Annotated in this window: 24 protein-coding genes; 17 read left to right on the top strand and 7 right to left on the bottom strand. The window is 59.6% G+C overall.

Annotation, left to right across the window (positions count from 1 at the left end; translation table 11 throughout):
- The first annotated feature begins 5 nt into the window (after positions 1-5).
- Positions 6-1622, top strand: a complete 1617-nt coding sequence (gene cimA, locus NBG89_RS04525) for a citramalate synthase (protein ID WP_431321899.1) — start codon at positions 6-8, stop codon at positions 1620-1622.
- A 3-nt stretch (positions 1623-1625) separates the two neighbouring features.
- Here cimA and NBG89_RS04520 read toward each other — a convergent pair whose 3' ends face one another.
- On the bottom strand, positions 1626-2489 hold the full coding sequence (locus NBG89_RS04520; RefSeq protein WP_431321898.1) for a protein-L-isoaspartate O-methyltransferase family protein: 864 nt from the start codon (positions 2487-2489) through the stop codon (positions 1626-1628).
- A gap of 108 nt (positions 2490-2597) precedes the next feature.
- Between NBG89_RS04520 and rarD the strand changes: the two genes are divergently transcribed.
- Positions 2598-3512: an EamA family transporter RarD gene (gene rarD / locus NBG89_RS04515; protein WP_431321897.1), complete on the top strand. Its 915-nt coding sequence runs from the start codon at positions 2598-2600 to the stop codon at positions 3510-3512.
- A gap of 9 nt (positions 3513-3521) precedes the next feature.
- On the opposite strand, the gene NBG89_RS04510 is transcribed toward rarD, so the two are convergent.
- Positions 3522-4148, bottom strand: a complete 627-nt coding sequence (locus NBG89_RS04510; RefSeq protein ID WP_431321896.1) for a TIGR00730 family Rossman fold protein — start codon at positions 4146-4148, stop codon at positions 3522-3524.
- Between the two features lie 155 nt (positions 4149-4303).
- Between NBG89_RS04510 and NBG89_RS04505 the strand changes: the two genes are divergently transcribed.
- The 5 genes from NBG89_RS04505 (at position 4304) to NBG89_RS04485 (ending at position 10475) form a co-directional block, all read left to right on the top strand.
- Positions 4304-6289, top strand: a complete 1986-nt coding sequence (locus tag NBG89_RS04505; protein ID WP_431321895.1) for a LysM peptidoglycan-binding domain-containing protein — start codon at positions 4304-4306, stop codon at positions 6287-6289.
- A gap of 203 nt (positions 6290-6492) precedes the next feature.
- Positions 6493-8370 (top strand): ABCB family ABC transporter ATP-binding protein/permease, encoded by a 1878-nt coding sequence (locus NBG89_RS04500; protein WP_431321894.1) that lies wholly within the window; start codon positions 6493-6495, stop codon positions 8368-8370.
- Between the two features lie 240 nt (positions 8371-8610).
- On the top strand, positions 8611-9309 hold the full coding sequence (locus tag NBG89_RS04495; protein WP_431321893.1) for a phosphatidylserine decarboxylase: 699 nt from the start codon (positions 8611-8613) through the stop codon (positions 9307-9309).
- A 17-nt stretch (positions 9310-9326) separates the two neighbouring features.
- Entirely contained in the window at positions 9327-10175 is an 849-nt protein-coding gene (gene pssA, locus NBG89_RS04490) for a CDP-diacylglycerol--serine O-phosphatidyltransferase (RefSeq protein ID WP_088693528.1), read from the top strand.
- 159 nt (positions 10176-10334) lie between these two features.
- A complete protein-coding gene (locus tag NBG89_RS04485; RefSeq protein WP_189637182.1) occupies positions 10335-10475 on the top strand; it encodes a hypothetical protein in 141 nt (46 codons plus the stop codon).
- Here the strand turns inward: NBG89_RS04485 and NBG89_RS04480 are convergent.
- The 3 genes from NBG89_RS04480 to NBG89_RS04470 are packed head-to-tail and all read right to left on the bottom strand — an operon-like array spanning position 10472 to position 12272.
- Positions 10472-11095, bottom strand: a complete 624-nt coding sequence (locus NBG89_RS04480; protein WP_431321892.1) for a LysE/ArgO family amino acid transporter — start codon at positions 11093-11095, stop codon at positions 10472-10474. The genes NBG89_RS04485 and NBG89_RS04480 overlap by 4 nt on opposite strands.
- Positions 11096-11132: 37 nt before the next feature.
- Positions 11133-11894 (bottom strand): SOS response-associated peptidase, encoded by a 762-nt coding sequence (locus tag NBG89_RS04475; protein ID WP_431321891.1) that lies wholly within the window; start codon positions 11892-11894, stop codon positions 11133-11135.
- Positions 11895-11951: 57 nt separating this feature from the next.
- Positions 11952-12272: a YnfA family protein gene (locus NBG89_RS04470; RefSeq protein ID WP_431321890.1), complete on the bottom strand. Its 321-nt coding sequence runs from the start codon at positions 12270-12272 to the stop codon at positions 11952-11954.
- 82 nt (positions 12273-12354) lie between these two features.
- Between NBG89_RS04470 and NBG89_RS04465 the strand changes: the two genes are divergently transcribed.
- From NBG89_RS04465 to NBG89_RS04430, 8 genes are all read left to right on the top strand, one after another.
- Entirely contained in the window at positions 12355-12774 is a 420-nt protein-coding gene (locus tag NBG89_RS04465) for an NUDIX hydrolase (RefSeq protein WP_431321889.1), read from the top strand.
- A 60-nt stretch (positions 12775-12834) separates the two neighbouring features.
- A complete protein-coding gene (locus NBG89_RS04460; protein ID WP_431322778.1) occupies positions 12835-13263 on the top strand; it encodes a TIGR02301 family protein in 429 nt (142 codons plus the stop codon).
- 100 nt (positions 13264-13363) lie between these two features.
- Positions 13364-13621, top strand: coding sequence for a hypothetical protein (locus tag NBG89_RS04455; protein WP_018857413.1), 258 nt, complete (start codon positions 13364-13366; stop codon positions 13619-13621).
- Between the two features lie 17 nt (positions 13622-13638).
- Complete coding sequence (locus tag NBG89_RS04450) at positions 13639-14385, top strand: hypothetical protein (protein ID WP_431321888.1); 747 nt, start codon at positions 13639-13641, stop codon at positions 14383-14385.
- 62 nt (positions 14386-14447) lie between these two features.
- Entirely contained in the window at positions 14448-15281 is an 834-nt protein-coding gene (locus NBG89_RS04445; protein WP_431321887.1) for a YgfZ/GcvT domain-containing protein, read from the top strand.
- Positions 15278-15883 (top strand): YfbR-like 5'-deoxynucleotidase, encoded by a 606-nt coding sequence (locus NBG89_RS04440; protein ID WP_431321886.1) that lies wholly within the window; start codon positions 15278-15280, stop codon positions 15881-15883. Before NBG89_RS04445 ends, NBG89_RS04440 begins: the two co-directional genes overlap by 4 nt.
- Entirely contained in the window at positions 15880-16416 is a 537-nt protein-coding gene (locus NBG89_RS04435; protein ID WP_431321885.1) for a tyrosine phosphatase family protein, read from the top strand. The genes NBG89_RS04440 and NBG89_RS04435 overlap by 4 nt, the downstream gene beginning before the upstream one ends.
- Positions 16417-16452: 36 nt before the next feature.
- On the top strand, positions 16453-17028 hold the full coding sequence (locus NBG89_RS04430) for a hypothetical protein (RefSeq protein ID WP_431321884.1): 576 nt from the start codon (positions 16453-16455) through the stop codon (positions 17026-17028).
- 25 nt (positions 17029-17053) lie between these two features.
- Here NBG89_RS04430 and NBG89_RS04425 read toward each other — a convergent pair whose 3' ends face one another.
- Positions 17054-17569, bottom strand: a complete 516-nt coding sequence (locus NBG89_RS04425; RefSeq protein WP_431321883.1) for a superoxide dismutase family protein — start codon at positions 17567-17569, stop codon at positions 17054-17056.
- 118 nt (positions 17570-17687) lie between these two features.
- Entirely contained in the window at positions 17688-18002 is a 315-nt protein-coding gene (locus NBG89_RS04420) for a hypothetical protein (protein ID WP_431321882.1), read from the bottom strand.
- A 451-nt stretch (positions 18003-18453) separates the two neighbouring features.
- On the opposite strand from NBG89_RS04420, the gene NBG89_RS04415 reads away from it, so the two are divergent.
- Both NBG89_RS04415 and NBG89_RS04410 read left to right on the top strand, forming a co-directional pair.
- On the top strand, positions 18454-20334 hold the full coding sequence (locus NBG89_RS04415) for a putative bifunctional diguanylate cyclase/phosphodiesterase (RefSeq protein WP_431321881.1): 1881 nt from the start codon (positions 18454-18456) through the stop codon (positions 20332-20334).
- A 66-nt stretch (positions 20335-20400) separates the two neighbouring features.
- Positions 20401-21045, top strand: a complete 645-nt coding sequence (locus tag NBG89_RS04410; RefSeq protein WP_431321880.1) for an HD domain-containing protein — start codon at positions 20401-20403, stop codon at positions 21043-21045.
- The last annotated feature ends 1 nt before the right edge of the window (position 21046 follow it).

Here is a 21046-nt window from a genome sequence, read left to right as displayed (position 1 = left end):
CCATCATGACACGCGAAAAGATCTACCTCTTCGACACGACGCTCCGCGACGGCCAGCAGACCCCCGGCATCGACTTCTCCGTCGAGGACAAGATTGCGATCGCGAGCATGCTCGACGAGTTCGGTCTTGATTACGTCGAAGGCGGCTATCCCGGCGCAAATCCGACGGACACCGCCTTCTTCAGCGAGAAGCGCACGACGCAGGCCCGTTTCGTTGCCTTCGGAATGACGAAGCGCGCCGGCATTTCAGCCTCGAACGATCCCGGCTTGGCGAGCCTGCTGCAGGCTAAGAGCGACGCGATCTGTTTTGTCGCCAAGAGCTGGGACTACCACGTGAAGGTCGCGCTCGGCTGTACCAACGAGGAAAATCTCGAGAGCATTGCCGAAAGCGTCAAGGCCGCCGTCGCCGCCGGCAAGGAAGCGATGGTCGATTGCGAGCATTTCTTCGACGGTTACAAGGCAAATCCCGCCTATGCCGTCGCCTGTGCAAAGACAGCCTACGATGCCGGCGCCCGCTGGGTCGTGCTCTGCGACACCAATGGCGGCATGCAGCCGTCGGAAATCCGCGCCGTCGTCGAGGCCCTAATTGCTGCGGGCGTTCCGGGGAACTGTCTTGGGATCCACACCCACAACGATACCGGCCAAGCGGTCGCCAACTCGCTGGCAGCCGTGGAGGCAGGGGTTCGTCAGATCCAGGGCACGCTGAACGGCATCGGTGAGCGCTGCGGGAATGCCAATCTCGTGACGTTGATCCCGACTCTGGCACTGAAGGAGACCTATGCACAACGCTTCGAGACGACCATCGACAACGAGCGGCTGACCAACCTGACACGCCTGTCGCATGCGTTCGACGAGCTTCTGAACCGCTCACCCGATCACCAGATGCCTTATGTTGGCGCCTCGGCCTTCGCGACCAAGGCGGGCATCCATGCCTCCGCGCTGCTCAAAGATCCCCGCACCTACGAGCACGTGACGCCTGATAGCGTCGGCAATTTCCGCAAGGTCATGGTCTCCGATCAGGGCGGAAAGGCGAACTTCATCAACGCGCTGAAGCGGCGCGGCATCGAAGTCGGCAAGGATGACCCCAAGCTCGACCGCCTGATCGCACTGGTCAAGGAGCGAGAGGCTTCCGGCTATGCCTATGAGGGCGCCGATGCGAGCTTTGAACTGTTGGCGCGCCGCACCCTCGGAACCATTCCGGAATTCTTCTCAATCGAGGGCTTCCGCGTCATGGTCGAGCGCCGTTTCGATTCCCATGGCCGCGTGAAGATCGTCTCGGAAGCCGTCGTGAAAATCGTCATCGACGGTCAGACGATCATGTCGGTCGCGGAAGGCGACGGTCCTGTCAATGCTCTCGACCTCGCACTGCGCAAGGATTTTGGCAAATACCAGCATGAGATAGACGATCTGGTTCTGGCCGACTTCAAGGTGCGTATCCTCAACGGCGGCACCGAGGCCATCACCCGCGTCCTCATCGAATCCACGGATAGCGACGGCGTTCGCTGGTGGACGGTCGGCGTATCTGAGAACATCATCGACGCCTCATTCCAGGCGCTGATGGACTCGGTGATCTACAAGCTGATGAAGAATCGGCAGCTAGCCGGCAAGATCGCTGCAGAATAGGTTTCACCCACCGAGGACGAGGCCCCAATCCGCCTCCGAATACCATTCCTTGCCCTGCCGTGCGGTCTTCCAGCGCAGGGCGCGGACCTGCTCCATGCTGCCCTTGTAGAAGGCGGCCTCCAGCCGCCTGTAGCTATCGAACCCACCCCTTACGGCATCCGCCCAGACAAACGCGACAGGTCCCAGATATTCGGCCGCGTAACCATGCTCTTCGCGGCGGAACAGGAAGAAGCCAGCGTAGGAAGCAAGCCCGGTCGGCCCCGCCGCGTCGACGTCAGGGACACCCAGCGGCAGAATCAGCCGACCGCCGACGCGCAGCCGCTCCACCCAGGCTTCAGCTGGAAAGTGGATGGCAAAATTCACATATACGGCATCTGTCGGCTCACGCGGCCACTCGATCCCATTGCCGTGGACAACATGGACGTTCGGATAGTCGCGGAGATTCTCTTCTGCCCGTCTCGCCAGTTCGCCGTCGAATTCAACGGCGGTAACGTGGCCGCTGCTGCCAACAAGCAGAGCGATGATCGCTGTGTAGTAACCGCTGCCGGCTCCCACATGACAGACGGTGCCCCCCTGGCGGAGCGCCAGCTTGTGGATCCCCCGGGCGTGGAGGCTCGGGCTGCCATTGTTGATATGCCGTTCGTGCTGAAGCGCAAACAGTACGTCCTGATAGACGACGGAGGGATCTCCCGAGGCATCGACATAGCCGCCCCACCCCGCCATCTTCCACGGCGGCGGCCCGAGGAACCGCTCCCGCGGCACCGTCGCGAAGGCCCGCAGCAGCGCGTCGTCGCCTTGCACACCCTCCTTCGCCAGCACGCGGGAGGCAAACTCTCTGCGGCAATTCGCAAGAGCCTCTTCGTTCATGGTCTTCACCGTCGCGATCGGCCAGCATCCATTCACCGAAATGAATTGGCCTATTCACGTCCGTTAGGTTAAGCGGGTCGAAAACAAGACCAAATATGGAAACACTCGATGTCCGCCAATGCAAGCGTTCCTGTTATCAAGAACGAAGACAGTCCACGTGGTTTCGCCTTTGCGCTGACGGCCTATCTCCTTTGGGGGTTCCTGCCTATCTACATGAAGGCCGTCGCTCATATTTCGCCGGCAGAAGTCATTGCCCACCGAATCGTCTGGTCCCTGCCGCTGGCAGGGCTTGTCCTGATCGTCCTCGGCCGCACGCACGATATCCGCACGGCCTTGCGCTCACCACGCATGATGGCGATGGCGGCTCTCACCGCATCGCTGATCACCGTCAACTGGGGCACCTATGTCTGGGCGATCGGCAGCGGTCATTCGCTTGACGCGGCACTCGGCTATTTCATCAATCCACTGTTCAGCATCTTTCTTGGCGCCGTCGTCTTGAGGGAACGGCTGCACCGCATTCAGATCGCGGCGATTGCGCTGGCCGGCCTTGCCGTCGTGGTGCTAGCCTTCGACGGCGGCGGCCTTCCTTGGGTATCGCTGACGCTGACGATTTCCTGGGGTCTCTATGCGCTGTTCCGCAAGACGTTGCCACTCGGCCCAAACCAGGGCTTCTTTCTCGAAGTGCTGATCCTTAGCATCCCGGCGTTCTTCTACATTCTCTATCTCGAACTCGGTAGCGGCGAAGGACACTTCTATCGCACCGGCTGGGCAGATACGGGCTTGCTGCTCGGTTGCGGTGTCGTCACCGCCGCCCCGCTGATGATCTATGCCAACGGCGCCAAGCTGCTGCGGCTTTCCACCATCGGCATCATGCAGTACATCGCGCCGACGATAATCTTCCTGATAGCGATCTTCGTGTTCCACGAACCTCTTGGCACAGCACGCATGATCGCCTTCCCGCTGATCTGGGCAGGCCTGTTCCTTTACAGCTGGGCGATGCTCAAAGGGAGCCGGGAGGGCTAAGTCCGGCTTTTACATCTTCGAGATCACGGCATCTTCACCGTCACGGTCGGCCGATGCAATTTCGGCCGCCTGCGCCATGATACCAGGGATGATTTCGGAGATGTCGTCGATGACGAGCGGCTGGACGCGATGGGCCGTGTGGACGAAGCCCTCGTCCGTCATATGCCGCATGAGCTCCATCATCGGATCCCAGAAACCATTGACGTTGGCAAACACCATCGGCTTTTCGTGACGGCCGAGTTGCGCCCAGGTCATGATCTCGACAATCTCCTCCAGCGTGCCGATGCCACCAGGAAGAGCTACGAACGCATCGGAGCGCTCGAACATCGCGTGTTTGCGCGTATGCATGTCAGGCGTTACAATCAATTCATTGAGCTGGCCGAGGGAATGGCGCGTAGCCTCCATGTCGATCAGGAACTCGGGGATGATGCCGGTTACCTGACCACTGTTCGAAAGCACGCCGCTCGCCACAGCCCCCATGATGCCCTTGGTGCCTCCCCCATAGATGAGGCGCAGGCCGTACTCGGCGATTTCCTTACCCAGCGCGCGGCCGGCTGCCATATGGCGGGGATCGCTGCCCGGTCGCGAACCGCAGTAAACACAAATGGAGCGGATGGAATGAGATTGATCTGTCATAGGGGCAAACAACTATTCTCTCTGCCTTCAGTCAAGAAAAATGACGGAAAACCTGCGTCTTACATTTGCTCGGCTACTTTGACTGCTTGTGCAAAGCGGCGGGAATCGCTAGCAATTTTAGGAAGTCCGGCAAGATTGCCGCCTGGGGAGACGTGATGATGAGAAACCGTGCCGGCTTGCTGGCTCTTGCAGTGCTTGTAGTCGCAATTCTTTTGATGGTCTTTTTCGTCATGCCCCGCATCGGCGGTGACGCTGCCAAAGTTGGTGACGCAATAAACCAAGCCAGCTCCGAAGTGAAGAAGACGGTCACCGAATCTGCAAAGACTTCACGCCCGTCGGCCCCAGATGACGCCGAAACAACCCAGAAAGTTGGTCGCCTTGCTTCAGAGGCAGCCCAAGCCATATCGGAACTTAAGGCGCTCTTTGCAGACGGCAAGGGCCCGACCCAGGAGGCTTTCGAAGCGGCCAAGTTGAAGGCCACGACCTCGCTTCAGGCGCTCGCGGACTTTGCGATCCCGGATGGCACGAACCCGGTTACAGCGGCCGCCGCCACGAAGGCCAAGGATGGCGCAGCGAATGCACTGACGACCATCAAGGCCCTGCCCGAAAACATTGCAGATGCTGCAGCGGCAATTGCGAAGGCTGAAGCGGCGCTGACCGGCTCCCCTGATTCTACATCGCCGGCCGGCCAACCGTCAGCGGCCGCCTCCCCCGCGGAAGGCGCCAACAACCTCCCAACCTTCGACGTGCTGCGCGTAGAGCCGGATGGCTCGACGGTTATCGCCGGTTCGGCCGAACCGAACAGCAAGCTTGAAATCATGGATGGGGACAAAGTCGTGACCACGACGGACGTCGGTCCGACCGGTGATTTTGTCGCGGTGCTCGACAATCCGCTTGTCCCTGGCGATCACCAGCTAGTCCTGCGAGCCACCGGCAAGGATGGCAAAGCCACGACATCGGAAGAAGTCGCAACCGTATCCGTCCCCAAGGATGGCAAGGGTTCCGAGTTGCTGGCGATGGTTTCCAAGCCCGGTACGGCAAGCCGGATCATCACCGCACCCAAGCCGAATGCCGAAGTTGCCTCCACTGCGCCTTCGGGCCAACCTGCAACCAACACCAACCAAGCGCCGAGTTCGACGGATGTGGCGAGCGCGCCCGCAGCCGCTGGAGCGCAGCCAGGTACTGCCGCCGACGTCGCGGTCAGCGCCGTTGAGATCGAAGGCGACAAGATCTTTGTCGCGGGCACGGCGAAGCCCTTGGCGAACGTCGTCGCCTATGCCGATGACAAGTTGATCGGGAAAGCGAAAGCCGGTCCCGATGGTCATTTCGTTGTCGACGGCGTGATGCCGCTTGCAGTTGGCGACCACAAGATCCGCGTCGACGTTCTCGACGACGCCGACAAGGTCGCCGTTCGTGCCTCGGTGAACTTCAACCGTCCGGAAGGAAATCAGGTGACGGTTGCCGCACAGGGCGCGACCCCGCAGACCGGAAGCCCGGCGGCGATGGTGCCACTTGATGAGGGTGCGCTCGGAAAGCTGAAAAATGATGCCGCGAAGGCCTTTGCTCTGCTCAGCGGGCTCTTTGCCGACGGCAAGGTGCCGGGAGCAGAACAGCTCGCCGCAGCCCGCTCCGCCAACGAATTTGCCCTCAGGGCCATCGTGGACTTCCGCACCGCGGTCGACGCCACAGCCGACGTCAAGCACCAGGCTTCGACGGCAGCAGAAGCCGCAGCGGGTGCACTGACGACGCTGCAGGCGTTGCCTACGGATGCGAAGTCCGTCGGCGAGGCGCTGGGCAAACTCGGCGGTGAGATAGCCCAGCTGACGGGTCCTGCCACTGCGCCGAGTGCACCTGCGACAAACGAAATCGCAGGAACTCAAAGCGGGCCGACGACGATCGAGCAAGCACCGCTTGCCCCTAGCAACGAGACGGTCATCATTCGCCGCGGCGATACGCTCTGGCAGATTTCGCGGCGCATCTACGGCGCCGGCGTTCGCTACACCACGATCTATGTCGCCAACGAGGACAAGATCACGAACCCGGACCGCATCTTGCCAGGCCAGATTTTCGGTCTTCCCAAAGAAGCCCTGCCGAACGCTGAAGAGCTTCACCGCAAGCGGCTCTCGGGTGGGCACCTCTAAGGCGATCATGCCCTAATCGAGCGGCTGGACAGAGATCATGTCCGGCCGCTCTTTTCCTGCAGCGTCCATTTGTTGTATTGCTCCCGCCAACCCCTATATGGCGGTGACGACGATCATGTTCGGCGAGGCCGTTTCGGCATTTCCGCCGCTCCCAAATCTGTCGGCAACGCAGCGCCATCAGCGCCTTTCGGCGGGAGATTCGCATGGCAAACAACAAGACAGTCTCTGATTCCAACCTTCTGCAGACACTGTTCAATCTCTGGCCCTACATGTGGCCGGCCGGTCGAACGGATCTCAAGATGCGAGTGGTCTGGGCCTCGGTGTATCTGCTTGTCTCCAAGTTCGTACTGCTGCTCGTCCCCTATTTCTTCAAGTGGTCGACCGACGCGTTGAACGGGAAGATGGACCTGGCTGGCAAAGTGCCGGACCTGCTTGCCGGCGCGATCGCCTTGGTGATCGCCTACAACCTCACCCGTCTCATCCAACTCGGCTTGAACCAGTTGCGCGACGCACTATTCGCCAGCGTCGGACAGCACGCAGTTCGGCAATTGGCCTACAAGACCTTCGTGCATATGCACGAACTGTCACTGCGTTTTCATCTCGAGAGAAAGACGGGAGGTCTATCCCGTATCATCGAACGCGGTACCAAAGGCATCGAGACCATAGTGCGGTTTACGATCCTCAACTCGGTTCCGACGCTGATCGAGTTTCTGCTGACCGCCATCATCTTCTGGTGGGGTTACGGCTTTTCCTATCTTGCCGTCACCGCCTTCACCGTCTGGGCCTATATCTGGTTCACGATCCGCGCCAGCGACTGGCGCATCGCCATCCGCCGCGCGATGAACGACAGCGATACCGACGCCAATACCAAGGCGATCGACTCGCTCCTCAACTTCGAAACGGTGAAATATTTCGGCAACGAGGAGATGGAGGCCCGGCGCTTCGACAGGTCGATGGAACGCTACGAAAAAGCGGCCACGGATGTCTGGACCTCGCTCGGCTGGCTCAACTTCGGCCAGGGCGTGATTTTCGGACTGGGCACGACGGTGATGCTCATCCTGTCGGCGCTTGCTGTCCAACGCGGCGAGCAGACGGTTGGCGACTTCGTCTTCGTCAACGCTATGCTTCTGCAGCTTTCCGTCCCGTTGAACTTCATCGGCTTCGTCTATCGCGAAATCCGCCAGGGGCTGACGGATATCGAACAGATGTTCGATCTCCTTGAGGTCAAGGCGGAAGTGAGGGATGCCCCCGATGCAACGCCTCTCGATATCAAGCAAGGCGCCATATCCTTCAAGGACGTGCATTTTTCCTATGATCCTGCCCGTCCGATTCTGAAGGGCATTTCCTTCGAAGTGCCTGCCGGCAAGACGGTTGCAGTGGTTGGCCCTTCAGGCGCCGGTAAATCGACCTTGTCGCGTCTCCTCTACCGCTTCTACGACATTCAGAGCGGCTCGGTCTCGGTCGACGGCCAGGATATCCGGACAGTGACTCAGAAGAGCTTGCGGTCGGCCATTGGCATGGTTCCGCAAGACACCGTCCTTTTCAACGATACGGTCGCCTACAACATCCGTTACGGGCGTCCATCGGCCACCGACGCAGAGGTCAAAACCGCGGCCGAGATAGCCCAGATCGCGCATTTCATCGATCTGCTACCCGAGGGCTTTGATACCAAGGTTGGCGAGCGTGGCCTGAAGCTCTCCGGTGGCGAGAAGCAGCGCGTTGCGATCGCCCGGACGGTCCTGAAGGCGCCGCCGATTCTGATCCTCGACGAAGCAACCTCGGCCCTCGACACCACCACCGAGCGCGACATCCAGACCGCACTCGATGTCGTGTCCAAGAATCGCACGACGCTTGTTATTGCCCACCGCCTGTCCACCGTCATCGGCGCGGACGAGATCATTGTTCTGAAAAGCGGCGAAATCGCTGAACGCGGGACACATAGCGCGCTTCTCCAGAAGAATGGTCTATATGCCTCGATGTGGAACCGCCAGCGCGAAGCCACGCAGGCTGAGGAGCACCTGAAGCAGGTCCGCGAGAGCGACGACATGGGCGTCGTGAACAGGCTTGCGCCGGCGAGCTAACCTCAATGCAGGGCACTTGGGCTGCTTTGCTGTTCAGAAGCCCGTCATAAATGTGAGGTCAGGGAGGCGCAGCATTGCCCCGGCGGCGGTTTCCCTGTAACCAGCGGTGAGAAAAGAACGCCAAAGCGCGGCGCGATCTTTCAGATTCGCTTGTCGCGCTTTAGTTCTTTGTTTTCACGCATGTCTTTGGCCGAAACCGGCTCCCGCTTTCGGGAGACATGCTTTAGGAGAGCGGTATAAATGAGCTTGTTCAATACGGTGCGCAACACGATCGTTCCGGTGCACAAGGAAGGTTACCCCTTCATCGCCGCCTTCTTCGTCGCATCACTGATCCTGGGCTGGATCTTCAAGCCGCTGTTCTGGATCGGGCTGATCCTGACGCTGTGGTGCGCCTACTTCTTCCGTGACCCCGAGAGAATGACGCCCCAGGATGACGATCTCGTCATCTCACCCGCCGATGGCAAGGTGTCCTCCGTTCAGTTGGTCGTGCCACCTGCCGAACTGAACCTCGGCAGCGAGCCGATGCTGCGCATCTCGGTGTTCATGAATGTCTTCAACTGCCACGTGAACCGCTCCCCGGTGCGCGGACGCATTGTCAGCGTCAACTACCGGTCGGGCAGCTTCGTGAACGCCGAACTCGACAAAGCAAGCGAGGACAACGAGCGCAACGGCCTCGTGATCGAAACCAAGCATGGCCAGATTGGCGTCGTTCAGATCGCCGGCCTCGTTGCACGGCGCATCCTGTGCTGGGCCAATACGGGCGAACCTCTGGACGCCGGCGAGCGCTTCGGCCTCATTCGCTTCGGGTCACGTCTTGACGTATTTCTCCCGGCAGGCGCAGCGCCCCGCGTGACGCTCGGCCAGACGGCGATCGCCGGTGAAACCGTGCTGGCCGAGTTCGGCTCAGCCAAGGGCCCGGTCGTCAGCCGCCGAAGCTAATAACACTGGAGAGCGACATGGAAACGCCCTTCCCGCCCTTCGAACCCAACGGCCCTCCTGATGATTCGGGGCGCGGACCGCGACTTCGCGAGATTCCGCTTCGCCTCATCATTCCCAATCTCATCACGATTTTGGCGATCTGCGCGGGTCTCACCGGCATTCGCCTGGCTTTCGAGAACCGGTACGAACTTGCGGTCGGTATGGTTCTTCTCGCCGCATTCCTTGACGGGATCGACGGCCGCGTTGCGCGGCTGATGAAGGCGACGTCGAAGTTCGGCGCACAAATGGATTCGCTGGCGGATATCGTGAACTTCGGCGTCGCGCCCGCTCTTGTCGTCTACGTCTTTGCGCTGGATCAGGCCCGCTCGATCGGCTGGATCGCCGCCCTGATCTATTCCATTGCGGCGGGCCTTCGCCTGGCGCGCTTCAATGTCATGGCCGAGCGCGAGAACAAGGCAACGTGGCAGTCGGAATATTTCGTCGGCGTGCCCGCACCGGCCGGCGCGATGCTGGTTCTGCTGCCCGTCTATCTCGGCTTCCTCGGCCTGACGACGGATCGCACCTTCGCCTATTTCTCTTCTGCCTACACGGTTCTGATTGCATTTCTGCTCATCAGCCGCCTGCCCGTCTGGTCTGGCAAATCCGAGGGCAGCAGGCTGCGGCGTGATCTGGTCCTGCCGGTGATGCTCGGCGTTGTCCTCTATGTCGCGCTGCTGTCGAGTTTCACCTGGGAAGTCATGGTCGTGACCGCGGTGATATACCTCCTCACACTGCCCTTCGGCGCCCGTAAATGGAAGCGCAAATACGGCACCCTGACGATCGAGGAACCCGGTGTCGGCGAAGACGATATCGGCCGCCACATCTGATATTTCCCGACCTTCCTTGCCGAAGAATGCCTGACTCAAGCCTCGCGAATTATGCATCGGATACATAATTCCTGATATGCGGCGCCTCGATTTTGTCGCTATTGCAGGCAAAAGAGCAATAAATATAAGAGTCTAGGGACAGCACGTGAGGAGAGTATTGTGACCCCGAAGAAGACAGGCGTCGAACAGCCGGCAAAGTCCGACCTCAGCGCTAACTACCGCCCGCTCGGCCTGAAGGCCGTCCTTGCGGCGGCACTGATGCTCAAGAGCAAGCCCCCGCTGATCAAGAAGCCGGCCTAAGCCCCTCCGAAAAAGCGGACGATCAGGCTGATTGCCAGCAGTCCCATCACAATGCCGATGATGACGTCGAGAACCCGCCAAGCGGCGGGTTTTTCAAAGACCGGCTGCAGCAGCCGAGCGCCGTACCCCAAACCAAAAAACCAAACGAACGACGCGGTAGCCGCACCGAGGCCGTAGGCCACACGGTCCGCGCCGCTATAAGCGGCGGACAGGCTGCCGAGCAGAACGACCGTGTCCAGATAGACATGCGGGTTCAGGAAGGTGAAGGCCAGACAGGTTGCCACAGCGGCTTTCAGGCCCACTGCCTGTGGAGAGCCGGCCTGCATCGCGCCTGGATGAAGGGCGCGGCGAAATGCCATCACCGCATATGAGCCAAGGAAGATAGCGCCCCCCAGCGTCACGACCGAAATGAGCGTCGGCGACTGGGCGACGAGCGTTCCGAGCCCAGCAACGCCGGCAGCAATAAGCACGGCATCCGATAACGCACATATCAGGCACAGGATGAAGACGTGCGACCGCAGCAGACCCTGACGTAGAATGAACGCGTTCTGTGCGCCAATTGCGATAATGAGCGAGGCGCCAAGGAAGAAGCCCGCAAGCGCGGCCGAGATGGAGATCATGGGATTTTCCGGAGAATGAAGCGGTGGGATTATCGAATTAGAAGAAGCTCAGCTGGCCGTCGTCCGGCTTTTTCTTAGGCGGCGATGGGGGCTTCTCGACAGTCACCCTGTCCTGCAGATCGGCCCCCATATTGGTCACTATGTTGACCTTGTCGGAAACGGGGATCGCCTCGAAAAAATCCTCTTCGAGCGGCTTCATCAGGTCGGTCACGTCGCGTGGTTCCTGTGTTTTGCAATCCAGCCAGCGCGAAAAGTCTTCCGGTTTGATGACGACGGGCATGCGGTCATGGATCGGAGCGATGGCGGCGTTTGCCGCAGTCGTCAGAATCGCGCCGGTGTCGACTTCCGAACCATCGGCGGAGGACCACGTTTCCATCAGGCCTGCGAAGGCGACAACGCCGCCGCCGCGCGGCTTGATCCAATAGGCCTGGGACTTCTCGCCGCTCTCCTTGCTCGGACGATGCCATTCATAGAAGCCCGAGGCGGGCACAAGAACGCGCCGATGGCGCATCGCGGCGCGAAACGACGCCTTGCCGATCGCAGTTTCTGCGCGGGCATTGATCAACAGCGGGAATTGCTTGGGATCCTTCACCCATCCCGGCGTGAAGCCCCAGCGCACGAGCACGGCTCTGCGCTCCGGAAGGTTGCTGCCCTTTTCCCGCGTTTCGTCCGAAACGACAACCAGAATAGGCTGGGTCGGGGCAATGTTGTAGCGCGCGGGAAAGTCCTCGAGATCCATGATTCCGAGGATTTCCTTGAGTTCTTCAGGGGATATCGTCAACGCATAACGTCCACACATGAGGTTGTCTTTGCACTCCGACAGGCAGCGGTCAAGCTAGAGCCTTTCGGTTCCAGCTCAGCCACGCGGCGCGAAGAGAATCATGGCCGTGCCGCAAAGGCAGACGAACGCACCGCCGATGTCCCAGCGGTCAGGCACGCGGCTCTCGACGATCCACAGCCACATCAGGGAAGACACGATATAGATACCGCCATAGGCGGCGAAGGTGCGACCTGCCGCTTCACTTGGTAAAAAGGTCAGGAGCCATGCAAATAGCGCCAGGGACACCATGCCGGGCGCCAGCCACCATACGGGCTTTGCCATTCTCAGCCAGGTCCAGAAGGCAAAGCAACCGGCAATCTCGAAAACAGCGGCAGCGGCATAGATGATATAAGTCACGAGAGCTCCTTCGAATCGCCCTCAATATCCGGTGGAACGACGGCAGCGCCAAACACAACCAATAGAGATCAATGCGGCATCCATGAGTTCCATTCCGAAGGCGGCCTCCTCCGCCATCCTCCAGCGTGGCAACCGGTTCCTCCTCGTGCTCCGGCGCAATCCGCCGTCAGCCGATATGTATGCCTTCCCGGGAGGACGGGCCGAGCCTGACGAAACGCCCGAGGAAACCGCGCTGCGTGAATTTGAGGAGGAAACAGGCATAAAAGCTCGTAGCCCTCAACTCTTCGCAACGTATGACCTCAAGACACACGCCGCCGACGGCAGCGTCGTCAGCCACTTCTTCCTTTCCGTGTTTCGGGTCGAGGCAGACGACACGACCGCCGCCCACGCAGCCGACGATGCTGCCGACCTCGGCTGGTTCACCGTAGAAGAGATCCGCCGGCTGCCCGTCCCTCAAAGCGTGCTTGAATGTGCCGAACGCTTGGCGTCCAGCAACGAATAAGCAGGTGGAAATTCCGGCAAGCGCCTTGCTCCCGTCACCGTCAGGGTATCAACTATGGGCATGATTCCCGTTCGATGCGTGTTCCTGTCTCTTGCATTGTGCGCAAGCGCCGCCCTATCTGCCCCCGTATGGGCACAGGGCCCAACGCCGACACTGCCGGAGGAGAATGCGCCAAAAACGGTCACCGTACCCTATGACGACAAGCTCTCCCGGCTTGCCGAAGTGTTGGGGTCGGTTCACTATCTAAGGACACTGTGCAAGGCGGAAAACAGCGGCGAATGGCGAGGACGCATGCAGCAATTGCTTGATTCAGAGGCCAAAGACGAGCCGCAGCGGAAGGAACAACTGACCGCGGCCTTCAATCGTGGCTATCGCGCCTTTGCGTCTGTTTATACGGATTGCACGCAGGCAGCCATCGTGGCAGAAGAGCGATACCGTGCCGAAGGTGCAACACTTGCCACAGAAATTACGTCACGGTTCGGAAATTAACGGTTAATTAACCTCTTTTCGCACCCGGCCGTGTCGTTTTGGGAAAAGGCTGATAAGGTTGTTAACTAGGCAGTAAGGCATGCAGTTTGAGGAAATGACAATGGAACCAAGCCTCAATGACATCGACGACATGATCGTTCATGAGAAGACTCAGGCGGCCTTGGAGTACCATAACGAAGCCTGGGCCGACGGCATGGCAGACGGAATCGAACCTGAGATCATCGCCGATACAGCAATCATCCACGCGCTACGTGAGACCATTCGCCTTCATGGCGAAAACAGTGCCGAAGCGCTGCTGGATTCCTTGCGCGAGCGTATGCTTGCCGGCGAGTTTTCTCCGAACCGCACCTTGCAATAACGATCACAGAGAGTTTCATGCATACCGCTAGGGACAATGCTTCGCGGCCCGCCATCGCGCCGCTTTTGCTTGCAATCGGCCTTAGCGCCAGCAGCTTCTTGACCGGGACCTCGGCCCTGGCGCTTTCCGAGTTGCAGAAGACCCCGGGACAGGCTGAGAAGAGCGCTCCAGCGCAAGGCAGCGACAAGCCGGCGCCGTCCCCAACCACGCCCGGCGTTCCGATGCCAGACCCGTTGGTCAATTCGCAGGCCGGCCAGGGCAACGACAAGACGCCCGGCGCTCAGGACAGCTCGAAGCCTGTCGAAGTCATCTACGATATCAGCAAGGTTCCCGAACCGGTTCGCAAGATGCGCGAGCAGATTGTCGAAGCTGCCGCTTCCGGCGACCTCGAGCGCCTGCGCCCCCTACTCGGCACCGGCTCGAGCCAGACCCAGGTGACGGTCGGAGAGCCGACAGACGACCCGATCAGTGCGCTGAAAGATCTTTCGGGCGATCCCGAGGGCGATGAAATCCTGGCGATTATGCTCGACGTCATTTCCACGGGCTTTGTCCACGTTGGCCAAGGCACGGCTGACGAGATGTATGTCTGGCCTTATTTCGCCGAGAAGGATCTGAAGGCACTAACGCCCCCCGAACGGGTAGAATTGCTGCGCATCGTCACGGCGGGCGACCTAGCCGACATGCAGGAATTCGGCGGCTATAATTTCTATCGGTTGGGGATCACCCCTGACGGCAAGTGGAAGTATTTCACCGCCGGCGACTGAGGCTTGCGATCCCATTTGCGAAGACATACTTCTGAGCGATAACGAACGCGACAGGTGCCGCCATGCCAGCCGTATTTCTGAAGAACCGCTCGCTCATAAGGGTCAGCGGCTCGGAGGCACAATCCTTTCTACAGAACCTGGTCACGACAGATCTTGCCGCGCTCGCGGCGGATGAAGCGCGACCGGGTGCGCTGTTGACTCCGCAGGGCAAAATCCTGTTCGACTTCATGATCTGGCAGGACGCTGACGGGTTCGTCATCGAAACGGACGACGATCAGCGGGATGCGCTGCTCAAGCGACTGACGATGTATAAGCTCCGGGCAGTCGTCGACCTGTCGCCTGCGGGCGAAGGCGTAACGGTTTCCTGGGAGAGCACAAATACCGGACCAGCCGACAGCCGTTTTGCCAAGGCAGGCGTTAGGCTTGTCCGCCAAGCAGGGCAGCACGGCACTGATGATCCCGACACTTACGATGCGTTGCGCATAACAAACGGCGTTGCCGTGTCCGGGCGGGACTATGCGCTCCAGGACGCCTTCCCGCACGATGCCCTGATGGATTTCAACGGCGGGCTCTCCTTCAAGAAGGGCTGCTATGTCGGTCAGGAGGTCGTCTCGCGCATGCAGCATCGCGGAACAGCGCGCCGCCGCGTCGTCACTGTGACGACCTCGACGGCGCTGCCGCCCTCTGGGACGGAGATCACTGCCGCGGGCAAGCCGGTCGGCGCGCTCGGCTCGGTCGTGGGAAGAAGGGGCCTTGCGATCGTTCGCATCGACCGTGCCGGCGAGGCCATCGCGACAGGTACGCCTCTGTTGGCTGGCGAGACGCCCGTCACCCTCGAACTGCCAGCTTGGACAGGGTTGATATTCCCATCGACGGCGGATGAGGCCAGCGCGTGACCACAAAGGCGCCGCGCGCGTGGCAACGCATGCTTTCTGGCCGCCGGCTCGACCTGCTCGATCCGTCTCCGCTTGACGTTGAGGTCAGCGACATCGCGCACGGGCTAGCCCGGGTCGCCCGTTGGAATGGGCAAACCTCGGGAGATCACGCCTTTTCTGTCGCCCAGCACTGTCTCGTTGTCGAGGATATTTTCCGCCGCCTGAATGAGGCAACTGCCGATCAATGTCTCCTGGCACTGCTGCACGATGCGCCGGAATATGTCATCGGGGACATGATTTCGCCGTTCAAGTCGGTCGTCGGCGGTGGATACAAAGCCGTCGAAAAGCGGCTGGAAGCAGCCGTCCACCTTCGCTTTGGCCTGCCGCCTCACCCGACGCGAGAACTCAAGGAGAAGATCAAGAAGGCCGACACCATCGCCGCCTACTTCGAGGCAACACAGCTTGCCGGCTTCACCTCGGCGGAGGCACAGAAATTCTTCGGTCAGCCACGCGGGATCACCAAAGACATGCTGCTGATGACGCCCCTGCCGGCTGTCGAGGCCCAGCGCCTTTTTTGCGAGCGCTTCGAGGCAATCGAGGCCATGCGGAGCGGCAGAGCATGACTATCATCATTGTCGCGCCTCTTGCCCGGATCGCCGAGATGGCAGTCAGGCATGGTGCGCGTGAGATGATCAGCCTGATGGCGAACGAGCACGCCTTCCACCGGCCCAGGGTGATCCAGGCACATCGGCATCTTCTCCTCAATATGAACGACATCGCCTTCAAGGGAACCGGCAATCTCATCGCGCCTGATGAAACCCATGTTCGAGCGATCATCGATTTCGCGCGCGACTGGGATCAACGTGCACCTCTTCTTATCCACTGTTGGATGGGCGTATCCCGCTCGCCCGCGGCCGCTTTGATTGCCGCTCTCTCGCTGTCCCCCGAGCAAGACGACAGCGCGCTGGCTCGTCGACTACGCGCCGCCTCGCCTTATGCGACACCCAATGCCCGGCTCGTTCAAATCGGTGACGACATGCTCGGTCGCGGCGGGCGGTTGGTGGACTCGGTTCGCGCCATTGGCAGGGGTGTTGATGCGGACGGAAATGCGCCGTTTATGCTGAACCTGGAAGAGCCGAGCGCCGGAACGTTTTGAGTCGGTGCCGGTTAACCTCCTAGAGGAGGTTGATCGATGTCGCTACAGAACTATCGCGATACGTTTGTAAGCTGCTTGGCAACGCTAAAGGGCCTGACCGGTGCATCGGACGCGTATATGCGGTTTCGATGGCAGGCGATTTATCTGACGCGTGATCGATTTTCCTATTTCTTTCGCGGCGACCTGAATGTCGGGAAAGCCAGCTTCTTCGGCCAGCAGATGGACATGACCACCGGCGCCACAACTCCAGTTCTTGCAAGCTCGATCGCGCTCTACGGAGCAACATTTGGGCTCAACGAGACGATCGCCGTCTATAGTGGACCACAGAAGTCGGTGATCGACGTTGCCCATGCTTTCAACGAGGAAGGCATGGAGGATTATCGGGCCGAGTTCTTCTACGTCAGGATAAGCCTGATGCATATAGGAAACGAAGGCCGGATGGGCTTTGCCACCGATCCTCGTCTGCGCGAGAACACAAACATCATATTCATTGGACTGGAAGACCACACAACGGCCGACCTGCTCGAAACGAGCAGAGTCGGGCAATGGATCGCGACGGATAAGCCAATGGCGTCAATCGAATGGTACGCCGAACGATACTACTATCACTGACTGACGGACGTCAGACAGAAACAACTTACTTAATGACACCGCATGCGAGACGTTCGCCTGCGTCGCCTGCGGGTTGGCTGCGATAATCATCGGAATTGGAATGAACGATCAGTGCTCTGCCACGGATGCCGTCGGTCTTGCCGTCCAGGGTGACCATGCTGTCAAACACCTGTGCCCGTAGAACGCCATCCTGGTCAACATACTGATTGGGCATGTCGCCGGCGTGTGGTCCCTTTGCGGACAGCAGCCCGTGCTCGGCTTTCGTCGGATTGAAGTGCTTTCCAGCGGACTCATGGTGCCCGGCGGCGTCACATTTACCGGTCTCGTGAATATGAAATGCAACCCATTTGTTTGCAGGCAATCCAGTCAACTCGACTTCGATCAGGACGCCACCACTAGCTGCAGCCGTCAGAGTAGCCCGACCGCTTGCCTTTCCATCGGCACCCACGAAGTCCGCGGTGGCTGTCTGCTTGTCCTGAGCCAGCCCGACTGAAGAGACCGCAATGAACGTCAGAGCGGCAATCGAGGGAATTGCTTTCATTGGAGCTTCCTTCCTTTGCATCGCTGCTTCCAACGTCCGAGGCGCGAAGCTGTTCCTGAATTGGCAACAAAGAAAAGCCGGCCGCGAGGGCCGGCTTTCACAATTCACACAGGATACATCAAGCGACGACGTCGAGATCGTATTGACCGTACGTGCTCTTATACAGATCGTAAGAAGTGTTCTGCTGGGACTGCTGGTAGAAATTGACGCTTCCGCTCTCACGCGTCGCCATCATGAACTGAAGCACGCTGTCCGAGAGTTTTGGTGCAAATTCCTGCGTGCCATCTTCTTCGCCCAGTTGCTTCAAAATGCCCGGCTTATCATCAGCCGCCCGCTCGCCACGGCTCAGCACGCCGTCGCCATTTGTGTCCAGCCGCGACAACGTCGCGAGATACGCATAGGATGTATCACTAATCGATGAAACTTGGCTCATACAAACCTCCATTCACCGTCTTTTCGGTGATGTTTGTACGCAATACGAAACGGGGAAAATCAAAGACTAATCGGTCGTTAAACTGATTTGCGCACTGCGTCAATAAGCTGTTAATACCCCATTAACCATGATTGACAAAGTGTAATCGAGGCGCGCCGGCGACATGTCGCGCAGACTCAGATTGCCTGCATTTGCGGGCATTGCAGCCGAAGCAGATCAAATATAGTGCCCGCGATACATTCGTTTGCGTTGCAATAGAATTTTAATGCGACCAACGGATTATCTTGCCACGTTGGCACATCGCCGATCGAGTTTTAAGATTACATAGACGATATTTTTTCGATTGTTTCAGAAGGTCTTTTCATGTCTGACGCGCCGCGTCGAAACTGCAGCTTAGGAGCCCTCGACTCCGCTCATGCTCGCCTCTCTCCCGAGGTGGAGATTGCTGCAAATGGACGCTGAGGCCCTTTTTCGGCAACAGTGCACGACGGCTGTCAATGAGGACGGGTCTGCCAACGCGCAACGTCTAATGGCTCTTGTCGTCGAAACGTATCGGCTGCAGGCCGGAAAGAAACGCGCCGCCGAATTTCGGTCTCAACGCCTCGCCAAGGAAAACGGTGAACTGAAGGGCCGCCTCATCGCCACAAAGGAAGATCTCGCGGAGCAGAAACGCCTTTTCGGGGTCGTTCTCGACAACCTGCCGCAAGGCTTGAGTGTCTTCGACTCGGAGCAGCGGTTGATCGTCTGTAACATCCGCTTCAGGCAACTCTTCGGAATCAGCCCGGAGGAGGCCTCTCCCGGCGCTTCGATGGGATTTTTGATCGCAAGGATCCGCGGCACCGAGCGCGTTGAGAAGAAGGTTTCCCGTTTGCTGGACGCCGCCTCGGAGGGAGGACACATCCGTCACCGCGAATGGGTGATGGAAGACGGCCGCACCATCCAGAGCGTTATCACCGTGCTGCCCGATGGGAGCAATATTTCCATCCACGCCGACGTCACCGAAGATCGAAAGGCGGCAGAGCGCATCGCTTATCTCGCCCATCACGATCAGCTGACAGGCCTGCCAAACCGCATCAGCCTGCGGGAACGCATCGATGCAGCGCTGGCAAGCCGCAAACCCGACGAACCGATTGCTCTTGTGCATCTCAATCTTGACCGCTTCAAATCGATCAACAACACGCTCGGCGTTTCGACCGGCGACAACATCCTGAGGCAGGTAGCCGAACGTATCCGCATGTCGGCCGGCGGTGGCAATGTACTGGCACGCCTCGGCTCCGACGAATTCGCCATTCTCCAGTCTGGCCGGCAGCAGCCGTGGAATGTCATGGCGCTTGTCGATCAGATCCGGCGTGAACTGTCAGAACCATTCTTTCGCGGAGACAAGGCCGTCGAACTCAGCGTGTCGATGGGTATCGCGATCAGTCCACAGGACGGAACCGAGACGGACACCCTGCTGAAACACGCCGGGGTCGCTCTCTCGCACGTCAAGAGCAACGGCGGTAAAGGAGAGCGTTTCTTCACCGCCGAGATGGAAGCACAAATCGATGCGCGGCATGCGCTGGAAGCGGATCTGCGCAAGGCCGTTGAGCGGGATGAGTTCGAACTTCACTATCAACCGCTCTATGATCTGGGCCAGCGCAAGGTCTGCGGTTTCGAGGCACTCGTCCGATGGAACCACCCAACACGGGGTCGCGTCCCGCCGATGGAATTTATCCCTCTGGCCGAAGAGGTCGGCTTGGTGGTCGACATCGGACGCTGGGTGCTGCACCGCGCCTGCCACGATGCACTCCACTGGCCCGACAACATCAAGGTCGCGGTTAACGTATCGGCCATCCAGTTCACCGATAGCGACCTACCGAGCGACGTGGCCGCGGCTCTCGCCGCAGCACGACTTCCCGCGAACCGCTTGGAGGTGGAGATCACCGAAAGCGTGCTGATGGAAAATCTGGATGAGGCGCTGCCTGTCCTGCACGCGCTGAAGCAAAGCGGAATTCTCATCGCCATGGACGATTTCGGCACCGGCTATTCGTCGTTGAGCTACCTCCGGCGTTTCCCGTTTGACAAGATCAAGATCGACAAGTCGTTCGTCAACGGTATCGCCGAAGACGAGGAAGCCTTTGCGATCATGCGCGCCATCATCCTTCTCGGTGACGCGCTCGGCATGCGCGTCACGGTAGAGGGTGTGGAGACCGCCGAGCAATTGGCCCTGCTCCGGCGCGAAGCCTGCGACGAGATCCAGGGCTATCACATCAGTCCGCCGCGGCCCGCCGCCGACGTGGCGAACCTGCTGGACCTGTCGCTACAAGAGCAACCCAGCGCCCGCGCGACCTAGCGTGCTCGTTGCGACTCGTGGTTCTCGCGTTTATGGAAGGACCCATCTTTCCAACGGGGTGATCCCATGTTCCAGGCGAGAGCTTTCGCTCCTTTTGAAAACCTAGCCATTCAACTCGGGCCGCATTCATCGGAGAGCGACGACGGCTCGCATGACATCGCGCATGTCTTGCGTGTCTTCAAGAACGCGATGCGAATCCAGGCTCTTGAGGGTGGTGATGCAAGGATCCTGGCTGCTGCCGTCCTGCTGCACGACTGCGTTGCCGTGGAGAAGAACTCCCCCATGCGGTCGCAAGCGTCAGCGCTAGCGGCAGAGAAGGCATCGGCCATACTCGCCGAGCTTGGCTGGGATCATGACGATATCGCAGCGGTCGCACATGCCATTGTCGCGCACAGCTTCTCCGCAAACGTCACGCCGGAGAGCCTGGAAGCCAAGATACTGCAGGATGCCGACCGGTTGGATGCGATAGGCATGGTCGGCGCGGGCCGGTGCTTTTATATCGGCGGCCGAATGTCGTCGGCGCTCTATGATCCGTTCGATCCGGCCGGCAGCGACCGCGAGCTTGACGACAAGCGATATGTGATCGACCACTTCCAGACCAAGCTTTTCAAACTTGCTGATGGCTTTCAGACAAAAGCCGGGCGCGCGCTTGCGGCGACACGCGACCAACGACTGCGCGACTTCCTCGCGGCGTTCATGGACGAAATCTAGG

The organism is Rhizobium sp. YTU87027 (assembly GCF_050644135.1).
Classification (GTDB): Bacteria; Pseudomonadota; Alphaproteobacteria; order Rhizobiales; family Rhizobiaceae; genus Rhizobium.
The sequence above is the reverse complement of the archived record's forward strand: the minus strand, read 5'-3'. Positions and strand labels throughout refer to the sequence as shown.